Consider the following 22,334-nt stretch of genomic DNA (forward strand, 5'->3'; position numbering starts at 1 on the left):
TGTTCGAGTGCCGAGAATTTCCGTCCGGAAATTCTCGATACGGGCCCCCTGCGCCGCGAGATTTTTCGCACGAAAAATCTCGCTCATTCCGGAACGGGTCATTTTGCATCCGCCTTTTCGTCGCCGGGCAGCACGTATTGCGCCCCTTCCCACGGGGACATGAAGTCGAACTGGCGGTATTCCTGCACGAGGCTCACCGGTTCATAGACGACGCGCTTCTGTTCTTCGTCATAGCGCACTTCGACATAGCCGGTGGTCGGAAAATCCTTGCGCAGCGGATGGCCGCGAAAGCCGTAATCCGTAAGGATGCGGCGCAGGTCGGGATGGCCGGAGAACAGGATGCCGAACATGTCGAACACCTCCCGCTCGAACCAGTTGGCCGAGGGGTGAAGCCCCGTGATCGACGGCACCATGTCCTGCTCCCGCACGGCGATGCGCAGGCGGATGCGGTGGTTCTGGTACATCGACAGGAAGTGATAGACCACGTCGAACCGCTTCGGACGCGCCGGGTAATCCACCGCGGTGATGTCCACCAGCGAGGTGAAGCGGCAGGTGGCGTCGGTCTTCAGGAACTCGACCAAGCCTGCGATATTTGCAGGCGCCACGTCGATGTTCAGCTCGCCATGCGTCACGTCCCAGCCGATCACGCAGTCGGGGCGCTTCTGTTCGATATGGCCGCCCAGTTCCTTGAGTGCTTGCGTCATTGCTTTCTCTCCGGCCTCTGGCTCAGCGCACGATCGTGCCGGTGCGGCGGATTTTCTTCTGCAGCGCCATCAGGCCATACATCAGCGCTTCTGCGGTCGGCGGGCAGCCCGGCACATAGACATCCACCGGCACGATGCGGTCACAGCCGCGCACCACCGAATAGCTGTAGTGGTAATAGCCGCCGCCATTGGCGCAGGATCCCATGGAAATGACGTAGCGCGGCTCCGGCATCTGGTCATAGACCTTGCGCAGCGCCGGGGCCATCTTGTTGGTCAGGGTGCCCGCGACGATCATCAGGTCGGACTGGCGCGGACTGGCGCGCGGTGCGGTGCCGAAACGCTCCAGATCGTAGCGCGGCATCGAGGCCTGCATCATCTCGACCGCGCAGCAGGCCAGACCAAAGGTCATCCAGTGCAGCGAGCCGGTGCGCGCCCAGTTGATGACATCATCCACCGTCGTCAGCAGAAAGCCCTTGTCGGACAGTTCGCGGTTCAGCGCCTGCGTGGCCACCTCCCGGTCGCCGCCCGCCGTGGTGTGCCCGTAGGGGGCCAGCGCCGAAGGGCCGCTCTTCAGCCGCGGCGCCTGATGGCCCTCGCCCTGAACCGGGGTCACCAGCGGGTCCTTGTCGGTCACTCCCATTCCAGCGCCCCTTTCTTCCATTCATAGGCAAAGCCGATGGTCAGCACGCCAAGGAACACCATCATCGACCAGAAGCCCGCCATGCTCACATCCTTGAACGCCACGGCCCAAGGGAACAGGAAGGCAATCTCCAGATCGAAGATGATGAACAGGATCGACACCAGATAGAAGCGCACGTCGAACTTCATGCGTGCGTCATCAAAGGCGTTGAACCCGCACTCATAGGCCGAGACTTTTTCCGGATCCGGATTGCGCACCGCCAGCACGACGGCCGCAAGGATCAGCACGAGACCGAGCCCGATGGCAACGGCAAGAAAAACGAGGATGGGAAGATATTCCCGCAGCATCTCGTCCACTGTGTGGCTCCTTTGCGAGGCGCGCCGCTGATCGGCGCGGAGACCATGGCGTTGTAGCCTTGCTCCCGTCACTTATCGCCGCGGCGTGTCGGGGTCAACATGGGCGAGATATATTCACAGATGGTTAAAACACTTGCTCCGCAAGGAGATAGGCCGAGCGGGCCCGGCGCCTGCCTGATCTTTCGGCACTTTTTTCGGCGGCAGTTGCGCAGGAGACAGGCGAAGCCCGAGACTCAGGGCGAGTTTGCCTCCTCAGCGGCTCCCGAGGGAGAGCAGACAAGTGGGCCAAAGGGCGCGGGTTTGACCCGCGGCCTGCAGCGCCCGTGCCCGCCCCGTCAGGGGCTGCCCTGCCATATCATCCGGGCCGGGCACGGCAGCCGCACGGCGGGCCAAGATGGGCCGTGCTCCCGCCAGCCCCCACCGGTCCATGCGACGACGGCGAAGAAAGCGTTTAATCTCCAGAGGCTTGAACACTTATCGGCGCGGTCAGCCGGGCTCGCCGCCCTCCTGCCATGGCGGCGGGCGGCGGTCGAAAAACGCGGCGACACCCTGCTGCGCCTCTTCCGTCTCCCAGCGGTCGGCCAGCGCCTCCACCGCCAGATCGACCTGCGCCTCGGTGACGCGCCCGGTCAGATCCGCCAGCAGCGCCTTGGCGGCGCGCACCGCCCCCGGCGCACAGGCGAGATAGGGGGTGATCTCCGCCTCCACCGCCGCATCCAGCCGTTCTGGCGGCACGGCACGCGCCAGAAGGCCAAGCCGCACCGCCTCCTCCGCGTCGAAAAGCCGCGCGTTCATGAACACCTCCCGCGCCCGCGCCGCCCCCATCCGCGCCAGCACATAGGGGCCGATATTGGCGGGCAGCAGGCCAAGCCGGGTCTCGGTGAACCCGAACCGCGCGCCCGCCACGCCAACCGCCACGTCGCAGACCGAGATCAGCCCCAGCCCGCCGCCGAAGGCATTGCCCTGCACCCGCCCGACCAGCGGCTGCGGCAGGGCCGCCAGCGCGCCAAGCGCCGTGGCGATGCGCCGGGATTCCCGGTGGCGCGCGGCGGGATCCATGCCGAACTGCGCGCGCATCCACGCCAGATCGCCCCCCGCGCAGAAACTTGCGCCCTCGGCCTGCAGCACCACCACACGCGCCGCCTCGTCCTTCGCCAAGTCGCGCGCCGCCGCCTCCAGCTCGGTCAGCATCTCGGGCGACAGCGCGTTGTGCTTGTCCCCCCGCGCCAGCACCAGCCGGGCCACGCCGCGCGGCTCCGTCTCTATCCGCACCAGATCCGTCATGTCGCCTCCCTGCGCAGGCGCAGCGCCCGCGCCATGTCCGCCGCCTCCGCCAGCACGGCGGCATCAAGCCGCGTCGCATAGCCCAGATCGGCCAGCCGCGCCGCCAGCGCCTCGGTCGCGAGATTGCCCGCAGCCCCCGGCGCATAGGGACAGCCCCCCAGACCACCCGCCGCCGCGTCGAAGACGCGCAGCCCAAGATCCAGCGCCACCTCGACATTGGCCAGCGCCTGCCCGGCGGTGTCGTGAAAATGCCCCGCCAGCCGGTCTGCGGGCAGGCCCTGCAGCACCGCCTCCAGCATGGCCGCCACCGCCTCGGGCCGCGCCCGGCCAATCGTGTCGGCCAGCGAAATCTCGTAGCAGCCCAGATCCGCCAGCGCGTCCGCAACCCGTGCCGCCGCTGCGGGTGCGACCGGGCCCTCGAACGGGCACTCCACCGCGCAGGAGACATAGCCGCGCAGCGGCAGCCCCGCCTCGTGCGCGGCCTTCGCCACGGGAGCGAACCGTTCAAGGCTTTCGGCAATGCTGGCATTGATATTGGCGCGCGAGAACCCTTCGGAGGCGGAGGCGAAGATCGCCACCTCATCCGCGCCCGCTGCCCGCGCCGCCTCCAGCCCGCGCAGGTTGGGGGTCAGCGCGGCATAGGACACGCCCGGCGCGCGGGCGATCCCCGCCAGCACCTGATCGCTGTCGGCCATCTGCGGCACCCAGCGCGGGCTGACGAAGCTGGCGCATTCGATGCGGCGAAAGCCCGCGCGGCTCAGACAGTCGACCAGCGCCAGCTTTGCCGCCAGCGGGATCACCTGCGGTTCGTTCTGCAGCCCGTCGCGGGGGCCAACCTCGAAGATCTCGACAGGGCGGGTCATGCCGGATCCTCCCATGCCGCATAGAACTCCTGCGGGTAAAGCCGGTCCCCGGCCCCCGGCAGCGCGCGGACAAAGGCGGGGCGCGCGCTCAGCCGGTCCATCCATGCGCCCAGATGCGGCAGCCCGTCGAGCCGCCGGAAATGCCGCGCCATATAGACCGCCTGCCCCACCGCCACATCGGCTGCGGAAAACCCCGAGCGCAGCAGATGATCGCCGCTCTGCGCCAGCCGCGCCTCGATCGCGTCGTAACATTTGCCGACCCGTGCCGCCTCCAGCCGCATCACGATGGGCGAGCGCATGGCATCCTCGCGCAGGATGACATGCTGCTGGGTCAGGGCGGCGCTGTGCTGGCTCAGGGTTTCGGCAAAATGCAGCCAGATCAGGAAATCCGCCCGTTCGGGCTGCCCGGGCATCGGCGCCAGCCCCGCCTCGGGGTGGCGTTCGCAGAGATATTCCAGAATGGCGCCGGATTCGAACAGCACCCGCCCGTCGATCAGCAGCGCCGGCACCCGCCCCGCCGGAGAGCGCGCCAGATAGTCAGCGCGGCGCAGGCTGCGGTCCATGGCTTCGGTCACCACCTCCACCTCCAGCCCCAGTTCGTGCAGCAGCCAGAGCACCCGCATCGACCGGGACTGCGGCGCGTGATGCAGCGTGATCATGTCTCCTCCTCCTCCAGCCGGATCAGGGCGGCACCCGCCTCGACCTGCGCGCCTGCCTCGACCAGCACCTCCGCCACCTGCCCGTCGCGCGCGGCGCAAAGCGTATGCTCCATCTTCATCGCCTCCAGCAGCGCCAGCCGGTCGCCCGCCGCCACGCGTCGCCCCGGCTTGGCAAAGACCGCGACCACCCGGCCCGGCATCGGCGCCACGACCAGCGCCGAGCCCGCCCCCTGCGCCGCGGCACGGACCAGCGGATCGACCCGCGCCACCGCCACCGCCTGCCCGGCAAAGACCGTCACGCGATCCGCCTCCAGATGCTGCGGGGCGGCGGGCTGGCCGTCAAAACGCCAGTGGCCTGCGCTGCGTTCGGCCTGAACCTCGGCCTCGGGCAGGATCACCGTCACATGGTCTGGCCCCAGAACGCGCAGCCGAAGCGGCAGCTCGTCCGGTCCCACCCTCAGCACCAGCGCCTGTTCCAGCGGCGCCCAAAGCGTAAAGCCGCGCTGCGGCCCGCCCGGCCTGTCGAGCCCGGTCAGCGCCAGCGCCGCCTGCGCCAGCACCTGCGGCGCAGGTTCGGGCAGGGTCACAAGCTGCGCCAGATCCCGCGCGATCAGCCCGGTATCGACCTGCCCCGCCGCAAAGCCGTCATGCGAGGCCAGCGCCGCAAGAAACCCCAGATTGGTGACCGTGCCCGCCACCTGCGTCTGCCGCAGCGCCGAAACCAGCCGCAGCCGCGCGATGTCGCGGGTGGGGCCATGCACGATCAGCTTGGCGATCATCGGGTCGTAGTGGGGCGAGATCACATCCCCCGACCGCACGCCGCTATCGGCGCGCACGCCATCAGGAAAGGCCAGATGCCCGATCCGCCCGGTGGCGGGCAGAAAACCTGCAGGCACGTCCTCGGCGTAAAGCCGCGCCTCGAAGGCATGGCCGGTCAGCCGCAGATCGGCCTGCGCGCAGGGCAAAGGTTCGTCCGCCGCGACCCGCAGCTGCCATTCCACCAGATCGATGCCGGTCACCAGTTCGGTAACGGGATGTTCCACCTGCAGCCGCGTGTTCATTTCCATGAACCAGAACCGGTCGGGGCGCAGCCCGTCCGATCCGTCGACGATGAATTCCACCGTGCCCGCGCCGCTATAGCCGATGGCCTCGGCGGCGCGCACCGCCGCCTGCCCCATGGCGGCGCGCATCTCGGCGGTCATGCCGGGGGCGGGTGCTTCTTCGATCACCTTCTGGTGGCGGCGCTGCAGCGAACAGTCCCGCTCGAACAGATGCAGCGCGCGGCTGCCATCGCCAAAGACCTGCACCTCGATATGGCGGGGGCTTGCCACGAATTTCTCGATCAGCACCGCGTCATTGCCGAAGGCGCCGCGTGCCTCGGCCCGCGCGCCTTCCAGCGCCGTGGCGAAATCCGCCGCCCGCGCCACCTGCCGCATGCCCTTGCCGCCACCACCCGCCACCGCCTTGATCAGCACCGGATAGCCAAGCGCCTCTGCCTGTGCTGCAAGAAATGCGGGATCCTGTTCGGGGCCGTGATAGCCCGGCACCACCGGCACGCCCGCCTCGGCCATCAGCCGCTTGGCCGCATCCTTCAGCCCCATGGCGCGGATCGCCGGAGCCGAAGGTCCGACAAAGACTAGCCCCGCTGCCGTCACCGCCTCCACAAACTCGGGGTTCTCGGACAAAAAGCCATAGCCGGGATGGATCGCCTGCGCGCCCGTGGCCTGCGCCGCCGCGATGATGCGGTCCCCGCGCAGATAGCTGTCAGCGGGGGAGGCGCCGCCGATCGGCACCGCGACATCGGCGAGCGCGACATGCGCCGCCCCGGCATCCGCCTCTGAATAGACCGCGACCACCCGGCAGCCCAAGGCGCGGGCGGTGCGCGCGATGCGGCAGGCGATCTCGCCGCGGTTGGCGATCAGCAGCGTGTGGAACATGGCTCCCCCCGTCCATGGCGCAGGCGCGAAAACCCGGTCATCGCCGCCCCCCGGCGTAATCCTCGACGACGCGGAACCGTTCGCACATGATCTTCATGTCCTCGGACCAGCCGCCATTGCGTTCGAAATAGGCGCGATACTCCTGCTGCCACTGCGCAAGATCGCGGAATTCCCCCTGCGCCGCCACCAGATCCGCGTCCATCTCGGACCAGCGCCGGGTCTCGACCGACACCGTCTCGATCATCACCGCCGGGCGCCCGTCCCATTCCAAGGCGACATCGCGGCGCCCCACCTCGGGCCATGCGTCGCCGCCGGGGCCGTAATGCCGCGCCGCCTCGCAGGTCGCGGTCTTGGTCCCGGCGCGCACCAGCGCGAGGATCCGGTCGCACAGCGCCTTGCTGTCGCCAAAGCGGAAGGTCTCCGCCTCTGGGTTCGCGTCGATGATCTGCTGCAGGCTCGGCATGGCTCTGGCTCCTGTTGGGTTATGCGGCATCCGCAGAGGGTCACATGCGGAACACGCCAAAGCGTGTCTCCGCCACCGGGGCATTCAGCGCGGCGCGCAGCGACAGGGCCAGCACGTCGCGCGATCTGCGCGGGTCGATGACACCGTCATCCCACAGCCGCGCGCTGGCATAAAGCGGATGCGACTGGGTTTCGAACATCTCGATGGTGGGGCGTTTGAAGGCCTCTTCCTCCTCCGCGCTCCATGCGCCGCCCGCCCGTTCGATACCCTCGCGCCGCACCTGCGCCAGCACCCCCGCCGCCTGTTCGCCGCCCATCACCCCGATCCGGGCATTGGGCCAGCTCCACAGGAAGCGCGGGCCATAGGCGCGGCCCGCCATGCCGTAATTGCCCGCGCCGAAACTGCCGCCCACGAGCAGCGTGATCTTGGGCACCTCGGTGGTCGCCACCGCCGTCACCATCTTGGCGCCATGGCGGGCGATGCCGTCGTTTTCATATTTGCGGCCCACCATGAAGCCGGTGATGTTCTGCAGGAACACCAAGGGGATGCGCCGCTGCGCGCACAGCTCGATGAAATGCGCGCCCTTCTGCGCGGCCTCCGAAAACAGCACGCCGTTATTGGCGACGATCCCCAGCGGCAGGCCTTCGACATGGGCAAAGCCCGTCACCAGCGTGTCGCCGAACCGCGCCTTGAACTCGTCAAACCGCGAGCCGTCCACCAGCCGCGCGATCACCTCGCGGATGTCATAAGGCGTGCGCAGCCCGGCGGGCACCACGCCCAGAATCTCCTCCGGATCATAGGCGGGCGGCTCGGGCGGCTGCATCGCCCCCAAGGCCGGAGCCACAAGGTTCAGCCCCGCCACCGCGCGCCGCGCCAGCGCCAGCGCATGGGCATCATCCTCGGCCAGATAATCCGCCACCCCCGACAGCCTCGTGTGGACGTCGCCGCCGCCCAGATCCTCTGCCGTCACCACCTCGCCTGTCGCGGCCCGCACCAGCGGCGGACCGGCCAGAAAGATCGTGCCCTGCTCTTTCACGATGATCGCCACATCGGACATGGCGGGCACATAGGCGCCGCCTGCGGTGCAGCTGCCCATGACCACGGCAATCTGCGCGATGTTCTGCGCGCTCATCCGTGCCTGATTGTAGAAGATGCGCCCGAAATGATCGCGGTCGGGAAAGACCTCGTCCTGATTGGGCAGGTTGGCGCCGCCGCTGTCGACCAGATAGACGCAGGGCAGACGGTTCTGTTCGGCGATCTCCTGCGCGCGCAGGTGCTTTTTCACCGTCATCGGGTAATAGGTGCCGCCCTTCACCGTCGCGTCATTGGCCAGCACCATGACCTGATGCCCCATGACCTGCCCGATGCCCGCGATCAGCCCCGCGCCGGGGGCAGCGCCGTCATAAAGCCCATGCGCCGCCACTGCGCCGATTTCCAGAAAGGCCGAGCCCGGATCCAGCAGCCCCGCCACCCGGTCGCGCGGCAGCATCTTGCCCCGCGCCACATGGCGGGCGCGCGCCGTCTCTCCGCCACCTGCCGCCGCCCGGTCCGCCGCCGCGCGGATCTCGGCCAGCGCTGCCAGATGCGCCTCCCGGTTGGCGCGGAAGCTCTCCGATCCGGTCACCACCTGCGATTGCAGTTTCATGCGCGCCCTCCCTGTCGTGATGACCACCGCGTCATGTGCGCGGCCTTGGCCGGATCTGCTGCCGGGCCAGCAGCCCGCCGCGGCGATCAATGTCATAGACGGCACCCCCCGCCGCCCCCTCGCAGCGCAGCACGATCCAGACCGGACCCTGCCCCGGACGCCCGCTGCAATCGGTGCGCGCGCCACCCTCCTGCACATGGCGCGCCACATAAGGCGCCATGGCGTCGCTTTCGCTAAGCTGCGCCGCGTGCTGGCCCGCGCGCAGCCCGGCCAGCAGCAGCAGCGCCAGCAGCACGGCCAGCGGCAGCAGCATAAAGGCGCGGGGGCCAAAGGTGCGACGCAGACTAACCATATGATAAATCTACAACAGTCTTCCGAATGCCGGTCGGCGCTTGACCCAGATCAACCCGCGCGCGGCGCAGAGGCGCGACATGATCCCACGCGCGATCTGGATAAGGACCAAGACAAAAATGAACAGGATCACGACCCTTTGCGCCGCGGCGCTGCTTGCCACTTCGGCCTCCGGTGCCATGGCGCAGTCGCAGGGTGACTGGACGCTGGGCCTCGGGCTTGGCACGGTGTCGCCCAAGGAGGACAACGGCACCGTCGCGGGCGCCAAGCTGGAGATCGACAAGAACACTCAGGTCACGCTGACCTTCGAATATTTCATCGCCGACAATCTGGGCATCGAGGTGCTGGCGGCCACGCCCTTTACCCATGATCTGGATCTGGGCGGCGCCGATATCGGCGAGGTCAAGCACCTGCCGCCCACCGTGTCGATCAATTACCATTTCCAGACCAAGACCGCGTTCACGCCCTTTGCCGGGATCGGGGTCAACTACACCACGGCGCTGGACGTCGACTCGCCGCTCGGAGATCTGGAGCTTGACGACTCCTGGGGTGCGGCGCTGCATCTGGGGGTGGATTACGCGATCAGCGACCGCGGCGCGCTGCGCGCCGATCTGCGCTGGATGGACATCGACATGGACGCCGAACTGAACGGCACCGATATCGGCACCGCCGAGGTCGATCCGATGGTGTTCGGCATCTCTTACATCATGAAGTTCTGAGGCCAGAAGGTCTGGCACCAGAGCGGGGGCGGGGCGGCATCGCCCTGCCCCAAATCTGTCGCGCAGCGCCCCCGCCATGGCTCAGCCCATCGCCGCGGTCAGTTCGCGCCCGATCAGCATCCGCCGGATCTCCGAAGTGCCCGCGCCGATCTCCGTCAGCTTGGCATCGCGGAACAGCCGCGCCACCGGGGCATCGGCCAGAAACCCCGCGCCGCCCATGGCCTGCACCGCCTGATGCGCCTGCACCATCGCCTGTTCGCTGGCATAAAGACAGCAGGCCGCCGCATCCTGCCGGGTGACATCGCCCCGGTCGCAGGCGCGGGCCACCTCATAGACATAGGCCCGGGCGGAATTGAGCGCCGTATACATATCCGCGATCTTGCCCTGCATCAGTTGAAAGCTGCCGATCGGCTGGCCGAACTGCCGCCGCTCCACCATATAGGGCATGATTTCGTCCAGACAGGCCGCCATGATGCCGGTGCCGATGCCCGCCAGCACCACCCGTTCGTAATCCAGCCCCGACATCAGCACGCGCACGCCGCGCCCCTCTTCGCCCAGCACGTTGTCGAACGGCACCTCGACATCCTCGAACACCAGTTCGGCGGTGTTGGAGCCGCGCATCCCCAGCTTGTCGAAATGGCGCGAGGTGCTGAACCCCGTCATGGTCTTTTCCACCAGAAAGGCGGTGATGCCCCGGCTGCCCGCCTCCGGATCGGTCTTGGCATAGACCACCAGCGTATCGGCATCGGGGCCGTTGGTGATCCAGTATTTGCTGCCGTTCAGCACATAGCGGTCGTTCTTCTTCTCCGCCCGCAGCGTCATGCTGACCACATCGGATCCCGCGCCCGCCTCGGACATGGCCAGCGCCCCCACCTGCCGCCCGCTGACCAGCCCGGGCAGGTAGCGCTGTTTCTGCGCCTCGGTGCCGTTGAGCTTGATCTGGTTCACGCAGAGGTTGGAATGCGCGCCGTAGCTGAGCGAGACCGAGGCAGAGGCGCGCGCGATCTCCTCCACCGCCACGACATGCGCCAGATAGCCCATGCCCGCGCCGCCATAGGCTTCGGGCACGGTGATGCCCAGCAGGCCGAGATCGCCCATTTCGGGCCAGAGGTCCGCAGGAAAGACGTTGTCGCGGTCGATGGCGGCGGCCATGGGCCGCACCCGCTCCTGCGCCCAGCGATGCACCATGTCGCGCAGCGCGGACACATCCTCCCCCAGATCAAAGCTCATGGCCGCGCTGAACATGGTCTCGTCCTCCCCGACGATTAATGAACGCTTGTTCATATCTAACGCCGCAAATCGCGCTCCGTCAACAGCAAAGGAACGGGCGTGCCTCTCCCGGCGTTGGAGACACAATGGACACGAAGGAGACTCCCATGACCAAAGACCTCAAGGCTGATTTCTGGCACCGACTGGACGATGTGCGGGCGGGGCTGCTGGGGGCTTCGAACGAACGCCCGGTGCCGATGGCCCCCCATGCCGACAAGGACGAGAACGCGATCTGGTTCATCACCGCCAAGGGATCCGCCGCCGACCGCGCCGCACTGGATAGCGGCCCCGCGCAGTTCTACGTCGCCGATGCCAAATCGCATCTTTACGCCACGGTCGAAGGCACGCTGACCCGCTCGGACGATGCCGCAAAGCTGGACGAGATCTGGAGCGCGATGGCCGCCGCGTGGTTCAAGGACGGGCGCGACGACAATGCGGTGCAGCTGATCCGCATGACCCCCAAGGATGCCGAGGTCTGGTCCGGCGATGGCGGCGTCAGCTTCCTGTATGAGATCGCCAAGGCCAACATGACAGGTGACACGCCCGACGTGGGCGAGCATGGTCACGTCACGTTCTGATCCCCAGACCGCTGACCGGAGACCTGCCAGATGCTGACCCACGCCCGCCTTGCGCTGCTTTGCCTGATCCCCACTTGGACCGCCGCCGAACAGGTGGGCGAGGTGGGCGTGGACTGGGTCGGCAACGATGTCATCATCGAAGCCGTGGCCGACCCCGAGGTGCAGGGCGTGACCTGCCATCTGGCCTATTTCGACCGGGGCCTGCTGGACCGGCTGAGCCAAGGCAACTGGTTCGAGGATCCGTCCAACGCCTCCATCGCCTGCCGCCAGACCGGGCCCATCGTGATCGGCGACATTGACCGCAGCGAGGGCGGCGAGGACGTGTTCCGCACCTCGCGCTCCATCATCCTGAAATCGCTGCGGGTGAAGCGGATATTCGATGAAAAGAACCAGACGCTGATCTATCTGGCCCATGCGGCGGAACTGACCGAAGGTTCGGCGAAGCTCGCGATTTCCACCGTGCCGCTTTACGGCACCGAAGCCGCGCGCTGAGGCGGATCACGCCTCGGCGGTGACGTCGTAGCGGTAGATCCAGTCGAACTGCGCCAGCATCCGTGCGGGCGCCACCCGTCCCAGCACGCCCATGGCCAGATGGGCGGCGCTGCGGATCAGCGGGTTTTTCAGGTGATATTTCCACGCATTGCCATCCGCCGTGGCCACGATCCGCGCGCAGCGGTCGCGGCGCAGATGCTGATAGCGCGCCAGCGCCTGCGGCTGGGGATCGCGCTCCAGACAGGCGGCGAGCGCCCATGCATCCTCCAGCGCCATATTGGCGCCCTGCGCCATGAAGGGCAGCGTGGGATGCGCGGCATCCCCCAAGAGCGCCACGCCCTCCCCCTGCCAGACCCGCGCCACCGGATGCCGGAACAGACCCCAGAGGCCGGGCCGCTCCACCGCGCCCAGCAGGGCCTGCACGTCGGGGGCGAAATCCTGAAACGCGCTGCGCATCGGTTCGGGCGCATCCAGATGCGACCAGCTTTCCGCCACCCAGTCGGAGCGTTCTTCCACCGCCACCAGATTGACCTGCGCGCCGCCACGCAGCGGATAGCTGACCAGATGGCGCCCCGGCCCCATATGCACCCGCGCCTCCGGCGGATGGCCCGCAAGGTTGGGCACCACCGCGCGCCACGCCACCTGCCGCGTGAAGACCGGCGCCACCGCCCCGTTGAGCGCGCCGCGCACCGCCGAATGCAGGCCGTCGGCGCCGATCACCAGATCGCCGCCGCATCTGTCGCCATTGGCAAGGTCGATCTGCGCGGGCGCGCCGGGCCGCACCGCCACCACGCGCTGCAGCAGCCGGATCTGCGCGCCAGAGGCGCGCACCGCCTCGACCAGCAGGTCGATCAGATCGGCGCGATGGACAAAATGATAGGTGCCCGCTTCGGCAAGACGGGACAGATCCAGCCGCAGCACCTCGGCGCCGCCGCTGTGATCGCGCAGGCTGACGGCGCTGGCGATGCAGGCCCGGTCGCGCAGCCCCTGCCCCAGACCCAGCGCATCCAGCACCCGCAGGCCGTTGGGGCTGATCTGGATCCCGGCGCCGACCTCCTCGATGGCCTGCGCCTGCTCCAGCACCAGCACCTCGGCGCCGCGCTGGCGACAGGCCAAGGCCACGGCCAGACCGCCGATGCCGCCGCCCACCACCACAACGCGCCTGCCTTCGAGCCTCATATGACCCCTCACCAGAGACCTAATGCAAACGCCGGAGCTTGCCGCCCCGGCGCCCGTCTTGTCCTGCCGATACCGGGATCGCGCCCCGGCAGCGGCGGCGGATCAGTCGTCGCGATGCACCTTCTCGCGGCGTTCGTGCCGTTCCTGTGCCTCAAGGCTCATGGTGGCGATGGGGCGCGCGTCCAGCCGTTTGAGGCTGATGGGCTCGCCCGTCACCTCGCAATAGCCGTATTCCCCGTTCTCGATCCGGCGCAGTGCCGAGTCGATCTTCGACACCAGCTTGCGCTGGCGGTCCCGCGTGCGCAGTTCGATGGCACGGTCGGTCTCCTCGCTGGCGCGGTCGGTCACGTCGGGAATGTTGCGGGTGCTGTCCTGCAATGCCTCGATGGTGTCGCGGCTTTCGGCAAGAATATCGTTTTTCCAGGCAACCAGCTTGCGGCGGAAATATTCCAGCTGCCGGTCATTCATGAAAGGCTCGTCTTCGGCCGGACGATATTCGTCTGGCAGAAAGGATTCGGGCTTCATTTCTGCTCCCTCTTCAAAGCCGGCCTGAGCCTCAGGCTGCGCCTTGCGGTGCCGGCACCCCTTGCGTGGCTGCGTCTACCCCAAGGCCATGGGGTTGTCACTACTGAATAAGCGGGCTTTCGGGGATTTGCCCGGCAGGGTCGCGGCAGCGCCGCGCGCGCGGGCGCAGATCCTGCCCGATGGGGTGACAGCTACGGCAATCCGGGGCGCGCGCCCTGCCCCGCCGCTTGCAGTGGGGGCGGCGCGCGCTTATCCCCGGAAGGTGACCCTGAACGGAGAGTCCCATGCGCTTTGACGGCACCGAAAGCTATGTCGCCACCGACGATCTGACCATGGCGGTCAATGCCGCCATCACGCTGGAGCGGCCGCTGCTGGTCAAGGGCGAACCCGGCACCGGCAAGACCGAGCTGGCCCGGCAGGTGGCCCGGGCGCTGGATCTGCCGATGATCGAATGGAGCGTCAAATCCACCACCCGCGCGCAGCAGGGGCTTTATGAATATGATGCGGTCAGCCGCCTGCGCGACAGCCAGCTGGGCGATCCGCGGGTCAGCGACGTCGGCCATTACATCCGCCGCGGCAAGCTGTGGCAGGCTTTTGACGCGCCGGGCCGGGTGGTGCTGCTGATCGACGAGGTCGACAAGGCCGATATCGAATTCCCCAATGACCTGCTGCAGGAACTCGACAGGATGGAGTTCCATGTCTACGAGACCGGCGAGACGGTGCGCGCCCGCCAGCGCCCCATCGTCATCATCACCTCGAACAACGAAAAGGAACTGCCCGACGCCTTTCTGCGCCGCTGCTTCTTCCATTACATCCGCTTTCCCGAACCCGAGGTACTGGCCCGCATCATCGAAGTGCACCATCCCGGCATCAAACCCGCGCTGCTGAGCGCCGCGCTGACGCAGTTCTACGAGCTGCGCGACCAGCCGGGGCTGAAGAAGAAGCCCTCCACCTCGGAGGTGCTGGACTGGCTGAAGCTGCTGCTGGCCGAGGATCTGGGCCCCGAGGATCTGCGCCGCGACAGCGCCAGCCTGCTGCCACGGCTGCATGGCGCGCTGCTCAAGACCGAACAGGACGTGCATCTGTTTGAACGGCTGGCCTTCATGGCGCGGCGGCAGCGGTAGCGCGGGCGGCACAGGCGGACCGGGGCTCTGCCCCGGACCCCGGGATATTTGCGGTCAGAAGAAGGACCAAGTGAGTCGCGGCACCGGCCCGCGCGTGCGGTTGGGGGGCCGGATCTGCCCCCGAAGGCGCCGATTGGCGGGCATTTCGCGGAAAAATCGGCCTGATTTGTGTCCAAATTCCTGTTCAAGTTGACGTTTCCTGCCTGTTTCCGTTACAAGCCCGCAACGGCACCGCATTCCGGCGGGCTGTCGGGCCATCCGGGCCCTCCTCACAGATGCGCGGGCCGAGTTTCAGTGTCCGCACCCAAATCGGACACTCATGACCAAATTTTCTGATCTCAACCTCAATCCCAAAGTCCTGCAGGCCATCGAGGATGCGGGATACCAGACGCCGACGCCCATTCAGGCGGGGGCCATTCCGCCCGCGCTCGAAGGCCGCGACGTGCTGGGGATTGCCCAGACCGGCACCGGCAAGACCGCCGGGTTCGTGCTGCCGATGATCACCCTGCTTGCCCGGGGCCGCGCCCGGGCGCGCATGCCGCGCAGCCTCGTGCTGTGCCCGACCCGCGAACTGGCGGCGCAGGTGGCGGAAAACTTCGACACCTATACCAAGCACATGAAGCTGACCAAGGCGCTGCTGATCGGCGGCGTCAGCTTCAAGGAGCAGGACCAGCTGATCGACAAGGGTGTCGACGTCCTGATCGCGACGCCGGGCCGGCTTCTGGACCATTTCGAGCGCGGCAAGCTGCTGCTGACCGGCGTGCAGATCATGGTGGTGGACGAGGCTGACCGGATGCTCGACATGGGGTTCATCCCCGATATCGAACGCATCTTCTCGCTCACGCCCTTTACCCGTCAGACGCTGTTCTTCTCGGCCACCATGGCGCCCGAGATCGAGCGGATCACCAACACCTTCCTGTCCGCCCCGGCGCGGATCGAAGTGGCCCGTCAGGCCAGCGCATCGGAAACGATCACGCAGGGCGCGGTCATGGTCAAGCCGTCGCGCCGCGACCGCGAGGCCAGCGAAAAGCGCGCCGTGCTGCGGGCGCTGATCGACAAGGAAGGCGAGGCCTGTTCCAACGCCATCATCTTCTGCAACCGCAAGGTCGATGTGGACATCGTCGCCAAGTCGCTGAAGCAGCATGGCTACAATGCCGAGCCGATCCATGGCGATCTGGACCAGAGCCAGCGCACCCGCACGCTGGACGGGTTCCGCGACGGGTCGATCCGGCTGCTGATCGCGTCGGACGTGGCGGCGCGCGGGCTGGACGTGCCTTCGGTCAGCCATGTGTTCAACTTCGACGTGCCCAGCCATCCGGAGGATTATGTCCACCGCATTGGCCGCACCGGGCGCGCGGGCCGCGATGGCCGCGCCTTCACCATCGTGGTGCCCAAGGATGAGAAAAACCTCGACGCGGTCGAGGCGCTGATCCAGAAACAGATCCCGCGGGTGGACTGCCCCATCGATCTGGGCACGCCCGCGGTCGAGGAAGACCGGACCGAAAAGCGGCCCAGCCGGTCGCGCAGCCGCAAGTCCGACAAGCCGGAAAAGGTGGAACAGGTGGAACAGACCGAAGTGGCCGAAGCGCCGGTGGCCCGGGCAGAGCGCCCGGCACGGGACGAACGTCCTGCACGGGAAGAGCGGCCGGCGCGCGAGGAGCGTCCCGCCCGGGAAGAGCGGTCGGCAAACCGCAGCCGTGGCGGCGACCGCCGGTCGGACCGCGACTCGGTGGTGGTGGGCATGGGCGATCACATGCCCGAGTTCATCGCACTGAGCTTTGACGAACGCCGCACCGGCTGATCCCGGCGCCTCCCGCGCCCCCCAAAAGATCATGAAAAAACGGCGCACCCGCAAGGGCGCGCCGTTCTGCTGTCGGGTGTGCAGGGTCTGGGCGCAGGGCGCCCTAGGCCGAGCCGCGCCTCAGGCGAGCGTCGCCTCCAGCGTGATCTCGGCATTCAGCAGCTTGGAGATCGGGCAGCCATCCTTGGCCATCTTGGTGACCTTGTCGAACACCTCCTGCGAGGCGCCGGGGATGCGCGCCACCAGCTTCAGGTGGCTTTTGGTCACGGCGAACCCGCCATCCTTTTCTTCCAGCGTCACGGTCGCCTCGGTGCTGATGTCTTCAGCCACAAGATCATGTTCGCCCAGTATCTTGCTGAGAGCCATGGAAAAACAGCTGGCATGGGCGGCGCCGATCAGCTCTTCGGGATTGGTGCCCGGCTCGTCGCCAAAACGTTTGTTGAAGCCGTAATTGGCCTTGTCCAGCACGCCGGACTGGGTCGACACGGTGCCCGTGCCGTCCTTGAGGCCACCTTGCCAGTTTGCGGAACCACGCTTGCGGATCATCGGGTCTCTCCTTCTGTCACGTCGCGGCGCCCGCCTGCGCGGGGCCTTCCAAAGGATCAACGCCGCGAGCGGGCAAAGAGTTCAGCTGCGGTCCAGATGACCCAGATCCCGCTCCGGCGCGATGGCGTCGCGCAGCCGCTGTTTCAGCACCCGGGCCTCGGGAAAGCCGCCATCGCGCTTGCGCTCCCACAGCAGATGGCCGTCGACGTGCACCTCGTAGATGCCGCCATGGCCGGGGATCAGCGTGACCCCGCCCAGATCCTCGCCAAAGGTCGACAGCAGTTCCTGCGCCATCCAGCCTGCGCGCAGCAGCCAGTTGCAGCCGGTGCAATAGCGGATGCTGACCTGCGGTTTTGCGATCTCGGTCATGGTCTGATCCTCAGAGCGGCAGCGCGGTGGTGTTCTTGATCTCTTCCATGGACAGCAGCGCCGTGACGTTATGCACCTTCACCTCGGAGATCAGCGCCTGATAGAACACGTCATAGGCGCGGGCATTCTTCACCCGCACCTTCAGGATATAGTCGATCTCGCCGGCAAGGCGATGCGCCTCCATCACCTCGGGGCGGTCGCGCAGGGCCGACAGAAAGCGGCGCTGCCAGTCGGCCTCGTGTTCGGAGGTGCGGATCAGCACGAAGAAACACGCCTCGAAGCCCAGCTTTTCGGGATCGGCGATCACCACCTGCGGCCCGATCACCCCGGCCTCGCGCAGCTTGCGGATCCGGGTCCAGACCGGGGTCTTGGACGACCCCACCGCACGGGCGATCTCGTCCAGCGAACGGCCCGCATCCTGCTGCAGTTCCAGAAGGATTTTCCGGTCCATGGCATCGAACTGCATGACTGTTCCTTCTTCTGCACCGTCGCGGAACACCTGACCGCAGAGGCGCAGGTGCTGCAAACGAATGTCCTTATATCCATCAGCTACTGGCCTGCGGCAAGGACAAAATTCTATATAGAGGGGACCAACGCCACCAGATCAGGAGCGTCCCCGATGCCCAAGCCTTTTGCCCCCAAGGTCGTGACCGCCAATGCGCTGATCGAGGGAGACGTCGTATACCTCGCCGCCGACGATGCCTGGGTGCGGGATCTGGCGCAGGCCGAAATCCTGACCGACGAGGCGGTGGCGCAGGTGCGTCTGCTGGAGGCCAGCGCCCGCGCCCATGAGGCGGTCGGCGTCTATCTGGCCGATGTGGCGCCCGGGGCGACAGGTCCGCAGCCCACGCATTTCCGCGAGGATTTCCGCCGCCGCGGCCCGTCCAACTATTACCACGGCAAGCAGGCCAGCCGCTAGGCATCCCCTCGCCCGTCCGCCCGCCGACCCGCCAGCCAGCCGCAGGAGACTCCGCATGTATCGCTACACCGACTTTGACACCGCGTTCCTTGCCGAGCGCAACCGCCAGTTCCGCGCACAGGTGGAACGCCGCATCTCGGGCGCGCTGACCGAAGACGAATTCAAGCCGCTGCGCCTGATGAACGGGCTTTATCTGCAGCTGCACGCCTACATGCTGCGCGTGGCCATCCCCTATGGCACGCTGTCCTCGGCGCAGATGCGCCAGCTCGCCCTGCTCGCCGAGAAATGGGACAAGGGTTATGGCCATTTCACCACGCGGCAGAACATCCAGTATAACTGGCCGAAACTGACTGATGTGCCGGACATGCTGGATGCGCTGGCCGAAGTGGGCCTGCACGCGATCCAGACCAGCGGCAACACCATCCGCAACGTGACCGCCGACCACTTCGCCGGGGCCGCCGCCGACGAGGTGGCCGATCCGCGCCCGGTGGCCGAGCTGCTGCGGCAGTGGTCCACCGACCATCCGGAATTCCAGTTCCTGCCGCGCAAGTTCAAGATCGCCGTCACCGGCGCGCCCAATGACCGCGCCGTCATCAAGGCGCATGACATCGGCATCGAAGTGGTGCGGCGCGGCGACGAGATCGGCTATCGCATCCTTGTGGGCGGCGGTCTGGGCCGCACGCCGATGATCGGCAAGGAAATCGCCGCCTTCGTGCCGCAGGCCGACCTGCTGCCCTATGTCGAAGCCGTGGTCTCCGTCTGGAACCTGCTGGGACGGCGCGACAACAAATACAAGGCGCGCATCAAGATCACCGTGCACGAGCATGGCATCGACGAGATCCGTCGTCTGGTCGAGGACCGCTTCGCCGAGACCCGCGCCGCCTTCAACGGCACCGATCTGGAGATCTTCGACCATATCCGCGCACAGTTCGCCCCGCCCGCCTTCCGCAATGCGCCGGATGACGTCTATGACGCCGCCTATGCCGCCGATCCGGTGTTCCGCGCCTGGGCCGATACCAACCTGACCGCGCACAAGGTGCCGGGCTACGCCATCGCGCAGATCTCGCTGAAGGCGCATGGCGAAACCCCGGGGGATGCCAGCGCCGAACAGATGCGCGTGCTTGCCGATCTTGCCGAACGCTTCGGCCATGACGAGCTGCGCATCAGCCACGAGCAGAACGTGGTGCTGCCGCATGTGCACAGGTCCGACCTGCCGAAGATGCACAAGATCCTCAAGGCGCACGGGCTTGCCACCGCCAATATCGGGCGCATCTCCGACATCATCGCCTGCCCCGGCATGGATTACTGCGCGCTGGCCACGGCCCGGTCGATCCCCATCGCGCAGAAGATCGCCACCCGCTTCGACGAGCTGAAGACCGAGGCCGATATCGGCGAGCTGAAGATCAAGATCTCGGGCTGCATCAATGCCTGCGGCCACCACCATGTCGGCCATATCGGCATTCTCGGGCTGGATCGCGGCGGGGTGGAAACCTACCAGATCACGCTGGGGGGCGATGCCACGCAGGATGCGGCGCTTGGCGACCGCACCGGCCCCGGCTTTTCCTACGAAGACATCGTGCCCGCGATCGAACGCATCGTCGGCGCCTATCTGGAGCAGCGCGAAAGCCCCGAGGAGACCTTCCTGCAGGCCTATCGCCGCCTTGGCATGGCGCCGTTCAAGGCCGCCCTTTACGACACCGCCGACGCACAGTCAGAGGCGGCCTGAGGCGATGACCCTGCATCTGGCTCCAGACACGCCCCATGGCAGCACCCCTGCCCCGGGCCCCGAGCTTCTGGCGGACCGCCGGGCGCGGGTGGCGGCGCTGAACGCGCGCTATCGCCATCACGGCGCCACGGCGGTGCTGCAGGGCGCGCTGAGCGACCCCGAGGCCGGGAGCATCGCCATGGTGTCGTCCTTTGGCGCGGAATCCGTGGCGCTGCTGCATCTGGTGGCGATGGTCGACCGCAGCACGCCGGTGCTGTTCATCGACACGCGGCTGCTTTTTGCCGAAACGCTGGCCTATCAGCAGGAGGTGGCGGAGCGGCTGCGGCTGTCGGACGTGCGCGTGCTGCGCACCGATGACGCCACCATGCAGGCGCGCGACCCTTACGGCGCGCTGCGCTTTTCCGACACCGATGCCTGCTGCGCGCTGCGCAAGACGCTGCCGCTGGAACAGGCGCTGGACGGGTTCGACGGCTGGATCACCGGCCGCAAGCGGTTCCAGTCGCGCACCCGCGCGGCGCTGGATTTCTTTGAACTCGAAGAGACCACGGGCCGGATCAAGGTGAACCCGATGGCGCATTGGGCGCCCGAGGACATCGCCGCCTATATGGACGAAAACCGCCTGCCCCGGCATCCGCTGGTGGCGCAGGGCTATCCGTCGATCGGCTGCGCGCCCTGCACCAGCAAGGTGGCCCCGGGCGAGGATCCGCGCGCCGGACGCTGGCGCGGCAAGGACAAGGACGAATGCGGCATCCATTTTGTGAATGGCCGCGCAGTGAAGATGGGAGAAGGCCAATGACCGTCATCGTGACCGACGCAGGATTCGGGCCCGAAACTTGGACCCGCGGTTTCGAGGCCGAGGGCGTGCTGGATCTGCCCTCCGACACCGACCCCGCCACGCTGGAGGTGCCCGAGGGCACCGAGATGATCCGCGTGGCCTTCCCGTCCTTCTCTGACGGGCGCGGCTTCACGCTGGCGCGGCTTTTGCGCCTGCGCGGCTATCGCGGGCGGCTGCGGGCTGCCGGTCATGTGATTTCCGACCAGTATGCCATGGCTCGACGCGCGGGCTTTGACGAGGTAGAGATCAGCGACGAGCTTGCCGCCCGCCAGCCTGAAGCCGACTGGGAATTCCGCGCCGACTGGCGGGCCCATGACTATCAGGCGCGCCTGCGCGGCTGAGTCACCCAATCAGACTATCAGGCCCGCCTGCGCGGCTGATCCCCTTTCGCCTGATCTGCATCAAAGCTAAATCAGAGGTGTCGGTTTATCCCGCCGGCAGGACAGACATGACAGAGATGACCCCCGTGACCAACGCCACCGCCGTAAAGACCGACGCGCCGAAAAAGATGGTGCTGCCGGATGCCCAGACCGTCACCTCCGTCCGGCACTGGACGGACCGGCTGTTTTCGTTCCGCATGACCCGCCCCACCTCCATGCGGTTCCGGTCGGGCGAATTCGTGATGATCGGCCTGATGGGCGATGCCGACCCCAAGACCGGCAAGCAGAAGCCGCTGCTGCGCGCCTATTCCATCGCCTCGCCGTCCTGGGACGAGGAGCTGGAATTCTACTCGATCAAGGTGCAGGACGGCCCGCTGACCTCGCGGCTGCAGCACATCCAGCCCGGCGACGAGATCATCCTGCGGCCCAAGCCGGTGGGCACGCTGGTGCATGACGCGCTGTTGCCCGGCAAGCGGCTGTGGTTCTTCGCCACCGGCACCGGCTTTGCGCCCTTTGCCAGCCTGCTGCGCGAGCCGCAGACCTACGAGGATTACGACGAGATCATCATCACCCATACCTGCCGCGAAGTGGGTGAACTGGCCTATGGGGCCGAACTGATCGAGGGGCTGAAAAGCGACGAGCTTCTGGCCGAGGTGATCGGCGAGGGTTTCTGGAAAAAGATCAAGTATTACCCCACCACCACCCGCGAACAGAGCCCCAAGATGGGCCGCATCACCGATCTGATGCGCTCGGGCGAGGCATTTGCGGATCTGGGCACCGGCCCGCTGGATCCTGCGACCGACCGCGCGATGATCTGCGGCAATCTGGCGTTCAATCTGGAACTGAAAGAGATGCTGGAAAGCTACGGTCTGGAAGAGGGCGCCAATTCCGACCCCAAGCAGTATGTGGTGGAAAAGGCGTTTCTGGACTGACGTCCCCCTCCGCCTGCAAAAGAAACGCCGCGCGAGCC

General features: G+C 67.1%; 26 protein-coding genes. 10 read left to right on the top strand and 16 right to left on the bottom strand.

Translation table 11 applies throughout. The features are described 5' to 3' along the window. Positions 1-98 precede the first annotated feature (98 nt). The 10 genes from VK682_RS15840 to VK682_RS15885 all read right to left on the bottom strand — a co-directional run bounded on the left by VK682_RS15840 (position 99) and on the right by VK682_RS15885 (position 8,903). Positions 99-704 carry an NADH-quinone oxidoreductase subunit C gene (locus tag VK682_RS15840; RefSeq protein WP_230794523.1) on the bottom strand — a complete coding sequence of 202 codons (606 nt, stop codon included), beginning with the start codon at positions 702-704 and terminating at the stop codon, positions 99-101. A gap of 22 nt (positions 705-726) precedes the next feature. Then, complete coding sequence (locus VK682_RS15845; RefSeq protein ID WP_230794522.1) at positions 727-1,344, bottom strand: NuoB/complex I 20 kDa subunit family protein; 618 nt, start codon at positions 1,342-1,344, stop codon at positions 727-729. Further along, positions 1,335-1,700 (bottom strand): NADH-quinone oxidoreductase subunit A, encoded by a 366-nt coding sequence (locus VK682_RS15850; protein WP_089847901.1) that lies wholly within the window; start codon positions 1,698-1,700, stop codon positions 1,335-1,337. The genes VK682_RS15845 and VK682_RS15850 overlap by 10 nt, the downstream gene beginning before the upstream one ends. A 486-nt stretch (positions 1,701-2,186) precedes the next feature. Continuing rightward, a complete protein-coding gene (locus VK682_RS15855; RefSeq protein WP_230794521.1) occupies positions 2,187-2,984 on the bottom strand; it encodes a crotonase/enoyl-CoA hydratase family protein in 798 nt (265 codons plus the stop codon). Next, a complete protein-coding gene (locus VK682_RS15860; protein WP_230794520.1) occupies positions 2,981-3,847 on the bottom strand; it encodes a hydroxymethylglutaryl-CoA lyase in 867 nt (288 codons plus the stop codon). The genes VK682_RS15855 and VK682_RS15860 overlap by 4 nt, the downstream gene beginning before the upstream one ends. Next, positions 3,844-4,506: a glutathione S-transferase family protein gene (locus VK682_RS15865; RefSeq protein ID WP_230794519.1), complete on the bottom strand. Its 663-nt coding sequence runs from the start codon at positions 4,504-4,506 to the stop codon at positions 3,844-3,846. Before VK682_RS15865 ends, VK682_RS15860 begins: the two co-directional genes overlap by 4 nt. After that, positions 4,503-6,443 carry an acetyl/propionyl/methylcrotonyl-CoA carboxylase subunit alpha gene (locus VK682_RS15870; RefSeq protein ID WP_230794518.1) on the bottom strand — a complete coding sequence of 647 codons (1,941 nt, stop codon included), beginning with the start codon at positions 6,441-6,443 and terminating at the stop codon, positions 4,503-4,505. The genes VK682_RS15865 and VK682_RS15870 overlap by 4 nt, the downstream gene beginning before the upstream one ends. Positions 6,444-6,480: 37 nt before the next feature. Then, a complete protein-coding gene (locus VK682_RS15875; RefSeq protein ID WP_230794517.1) occupies positions 6,481-6,906 on the bottom strand; it encodes an ASCH domain-containing protein in 426 nt (141 codons plus the stop codon). Between the two features lie 40 nt (positions 6,907-6,946). Next, entirely contained in the window at positions 6,947-8,551 is a 1,605-nt protein-coding gene (locus VK682_RS15880) for a carboxyl transferase domain-containing protein (RefSeq protein ID WP_324782207.1), read from the bottom strand. A gap of 31 nt (positions 8,552-8,582) precedes the next feature. Beyond that, positions 8,583-8,903, bottom strand: a complete 321-nt coding sequence (locus VK682_RS15885) for a hypothetical protein (RefSeq protein WP_131821818.1) — start codon at positions 8,901-8,903, stop codon at positions 8,583-8,585. 118 nt (positions 8,904-9,021) lie between these two features. On the opposite strand from VK682_RS15885, the gene VK682_RS15890 reads away from it, so the two are divergent. After that, entirely contained in the window at positions 9,022-9,621 is a 600-nt protein-coding gene (locus VK682_RS15890; RefSeq protein ID WP_230794515.1) for an OmpW/AlkL family protein, read from the top strand. Between the two features lie 81 nt (positions 9,622-9,702). On the opposite strand, the gene VK682_RS15895 is transcribed toward VK682_RS15890, so the two are convergent. Next, a complete protein-coding gene (locus tag VK682_RS15895) occupies positions 9,703-10,866 on the bottom strand; it encodes an isovaleryl-CoA dehydrogenase (protein WP_324782208.1) in 1,164 nt (387 codons plus the stop codon). 131 nt (positions 10,867-10,997) lie between these two features. Between VK682_RS15895 and VK682_RS15900 the strand changes: the two genes are divergently transcribed. Both VK682_RS15900 and VK682_RS15905 read left to right on the top strand, forming a co-directional pair. Further along, a complete protein-coding gene (locus tag VK682_RS15900) occupies positions 10,998-11,468 on the top strand; it encodes a pyridoxamine 5'-phosphate oxidase family protein (protein ID WP_089847921.1) in 471 nt (156 codons plus the stop codon). 30 nt (positions 11,469-11,498) lie between these two features. Then, on the top strand, positions 11,499-11,960 hold the full coding sequence (locus VK682_RS15905) for a CreA family protein (RefSeq protein WP_230794513.1): 462 nt from the start codon (positions 11,499-11,501) through the stop codon (positions 11,958-11,960). Between the two features lie 6 nt (positions 11,961-11,966). Here VK682_RS15905 and VK682_RS15910 read toward each other — a convergent pair whose 3' ends face one another. Further along, a complete protein-coding gene (locus tag VK682_RS15910) occupies positions 11,967-13,139 on the bottom strand; it encodes an FAD-dependent monooxygenase (protein WP_230794512.1) in 1,173 nt (390 codons plus the stop codon). Positions 13,140-13,241: 102 nt separating this feature from the next. Continuing rightward, positions 13,242-13,664 (bottom strand): RNA polymerase-binding protein DksA, encoded by a 423-nt coding sequence (gene dksA, locus VK682_RS15915; RefSeq protein WP_089847927.1) that lies wholly within the window; start codon positions 13,662-13,664, stop codon positions 13,242-13,244. A 284-nt stretch (positions 13,665-13,948) separates the two neighbouring features. On the opposite strand from dksA, the gene VK682_RS15920 reads away from it, so the two are divergent. Together VK682_RS15920 and VK682_RS15925 are read left to right on the top strand one after the other, a co-directional pair. Further along, positions 13,949-14,788, top strand: coding sequence for an AAA family ATPase (locus VK682_RS15920; protein WP_230794511.1), 840 nt, complete (start codon positions 13,949-13,951; stop codon positions 14,786-14,788). A gap of 319 nt (positions 14,789-15,107) precedes the next feature. After that, positions 15,108-16,589 (top strand): DEAD/DEAH box helicase, encoded by a 1,482-nt coding sequence (locus tag VK682_RS15925; protein ID WP_230794510.1) that lies wholly within the window; start codon positions 15,108-15,110, stop codon positions 16,587-16,589. A 120-nt stretch (positions 16,590-16,709) separates the two neighbouring features. Here VK682_RS15925 and VK682_RS15930 read toward each other — a convergent pair whose 3' ends face one another. The 3 genes from VK682_RS15930 to VK682_RS15940 form a co-directional block, all read right to left on the bottom strand. Then, entirely contained in the window at positions 16,710-17,135 is a 426-nt protein-coding gene (locus VK682_RS15930) for an OsmC family protein (protein ID WP_230794509.1), read from the bottom strand. Positions 17,136-17,216: 81 nt separating this feature from the next. Beyond that, positions 17,217-17,504 carry an Rdx family protein gene (locus VK682_RS15935; RefSeq protein ID WP_230794508.1) on the bottom strand — a complete coding sequence of 96 codons (288 nt, stop codon included), beginning with the start codon at positions 17,502-17,504 and terminating at the stop codon, positions 17,217-17,219. Positions 17,505-17,514: 10 nt separating this feature from the next. Then, complete coding sequence (locus tag VK682_RS15940; RefSeq protein WP_089847937.1) at positions 17,515-17,970, bottom strand: Lrp/AsnC family transcriptional regulator; 456 nt, start codon at positions 17,968-17,970, stop codon at positions 17,515-17,517. Positions 17,971-18,123: 153 nt separating this feature from the next. Between VK682_RS15940 and VK682_RS15945 the strand changes: the two genes are divergently transcribed. The 5 genes from VK682_RS15945 to VK682_RS15965 all read left to right on the top strand — a co-directional run bounded on the left by VK682_RS15945 (position 18,124) and on the right by VK682_RS15965 (position 22,296). After that, positions 18,124-18,423 carry a DUF2849 domain-containing protein gene (locus VK682_RS15945; protein ID WP_230794507.1) on the top strand — a complete coding sequence of 100 codons (300 nt, stop codon included), beginning with the start codon at positions 18,124-18,126 and terminating at the stop codon, positions 18,421-18,423. 55 nt (positions 18,424-18,478) lie between these two features. Beyond that, the gene (locus VK682_RS15950) at positions 18,479-20,149 is read left to right on the top strand and encodes a nitrite/sulfite reductase (protein ID WP_230794506.1); all 1,671 of its coding nucleotides are present in this window, start codon (positions 18,479-18,481) and stop codon (positions 20,147-20,149) included. 4 nt (positions 20,150-20,153) lie between these two features. Continuing rightward, the gene (locus VK682_RS15955; protein ID WP_230794505.1) at positions 20,154-20,945 is read left to right on the top strand and encodes a phosphoadenylyl-sulfate reductase; all 792 of its coding nucleotides are present in this window, start codon (positions 20,154-20,156) and stop codon (positions 20,943-20,945) included. Next, entirely contained in the window at positions 20,942-21,325 is a 384-nt protein-coding gene (locus tag VK682_RS15960) for a DUF934 domain-containing protein (RefSeq protein ID WP_089847944.1), read from the top strand. Before VK682_RS15955 ends, VK682_RS15960 begins: the two co-directional genes overlap by 4 nt. Before the next feature lie 107 nt (positions 21,326-21,432). Further along, complete coding sequence (locus VK682_RS15965; protein WP_324782209.1) at positions 21,433-22,296, top strand: ferredoxin--NADP reductase; 864 nt, start codon at positions 21,433-21,435, stop codon at positions 22,294-22,296. Positions 22,297-22,334 lie beyond the last annotated feature (38 nt).

This window comes from Salipiger marinus (assembly GCF_035481585.1).
GTDB classification, from domain to species: domain Bacteria; phylum Pseudomonadota; class Alphaproteobacteria; order Rhodobacterales; family Rhodobacteraceae; genus Salipiger; species Salipiger marinus.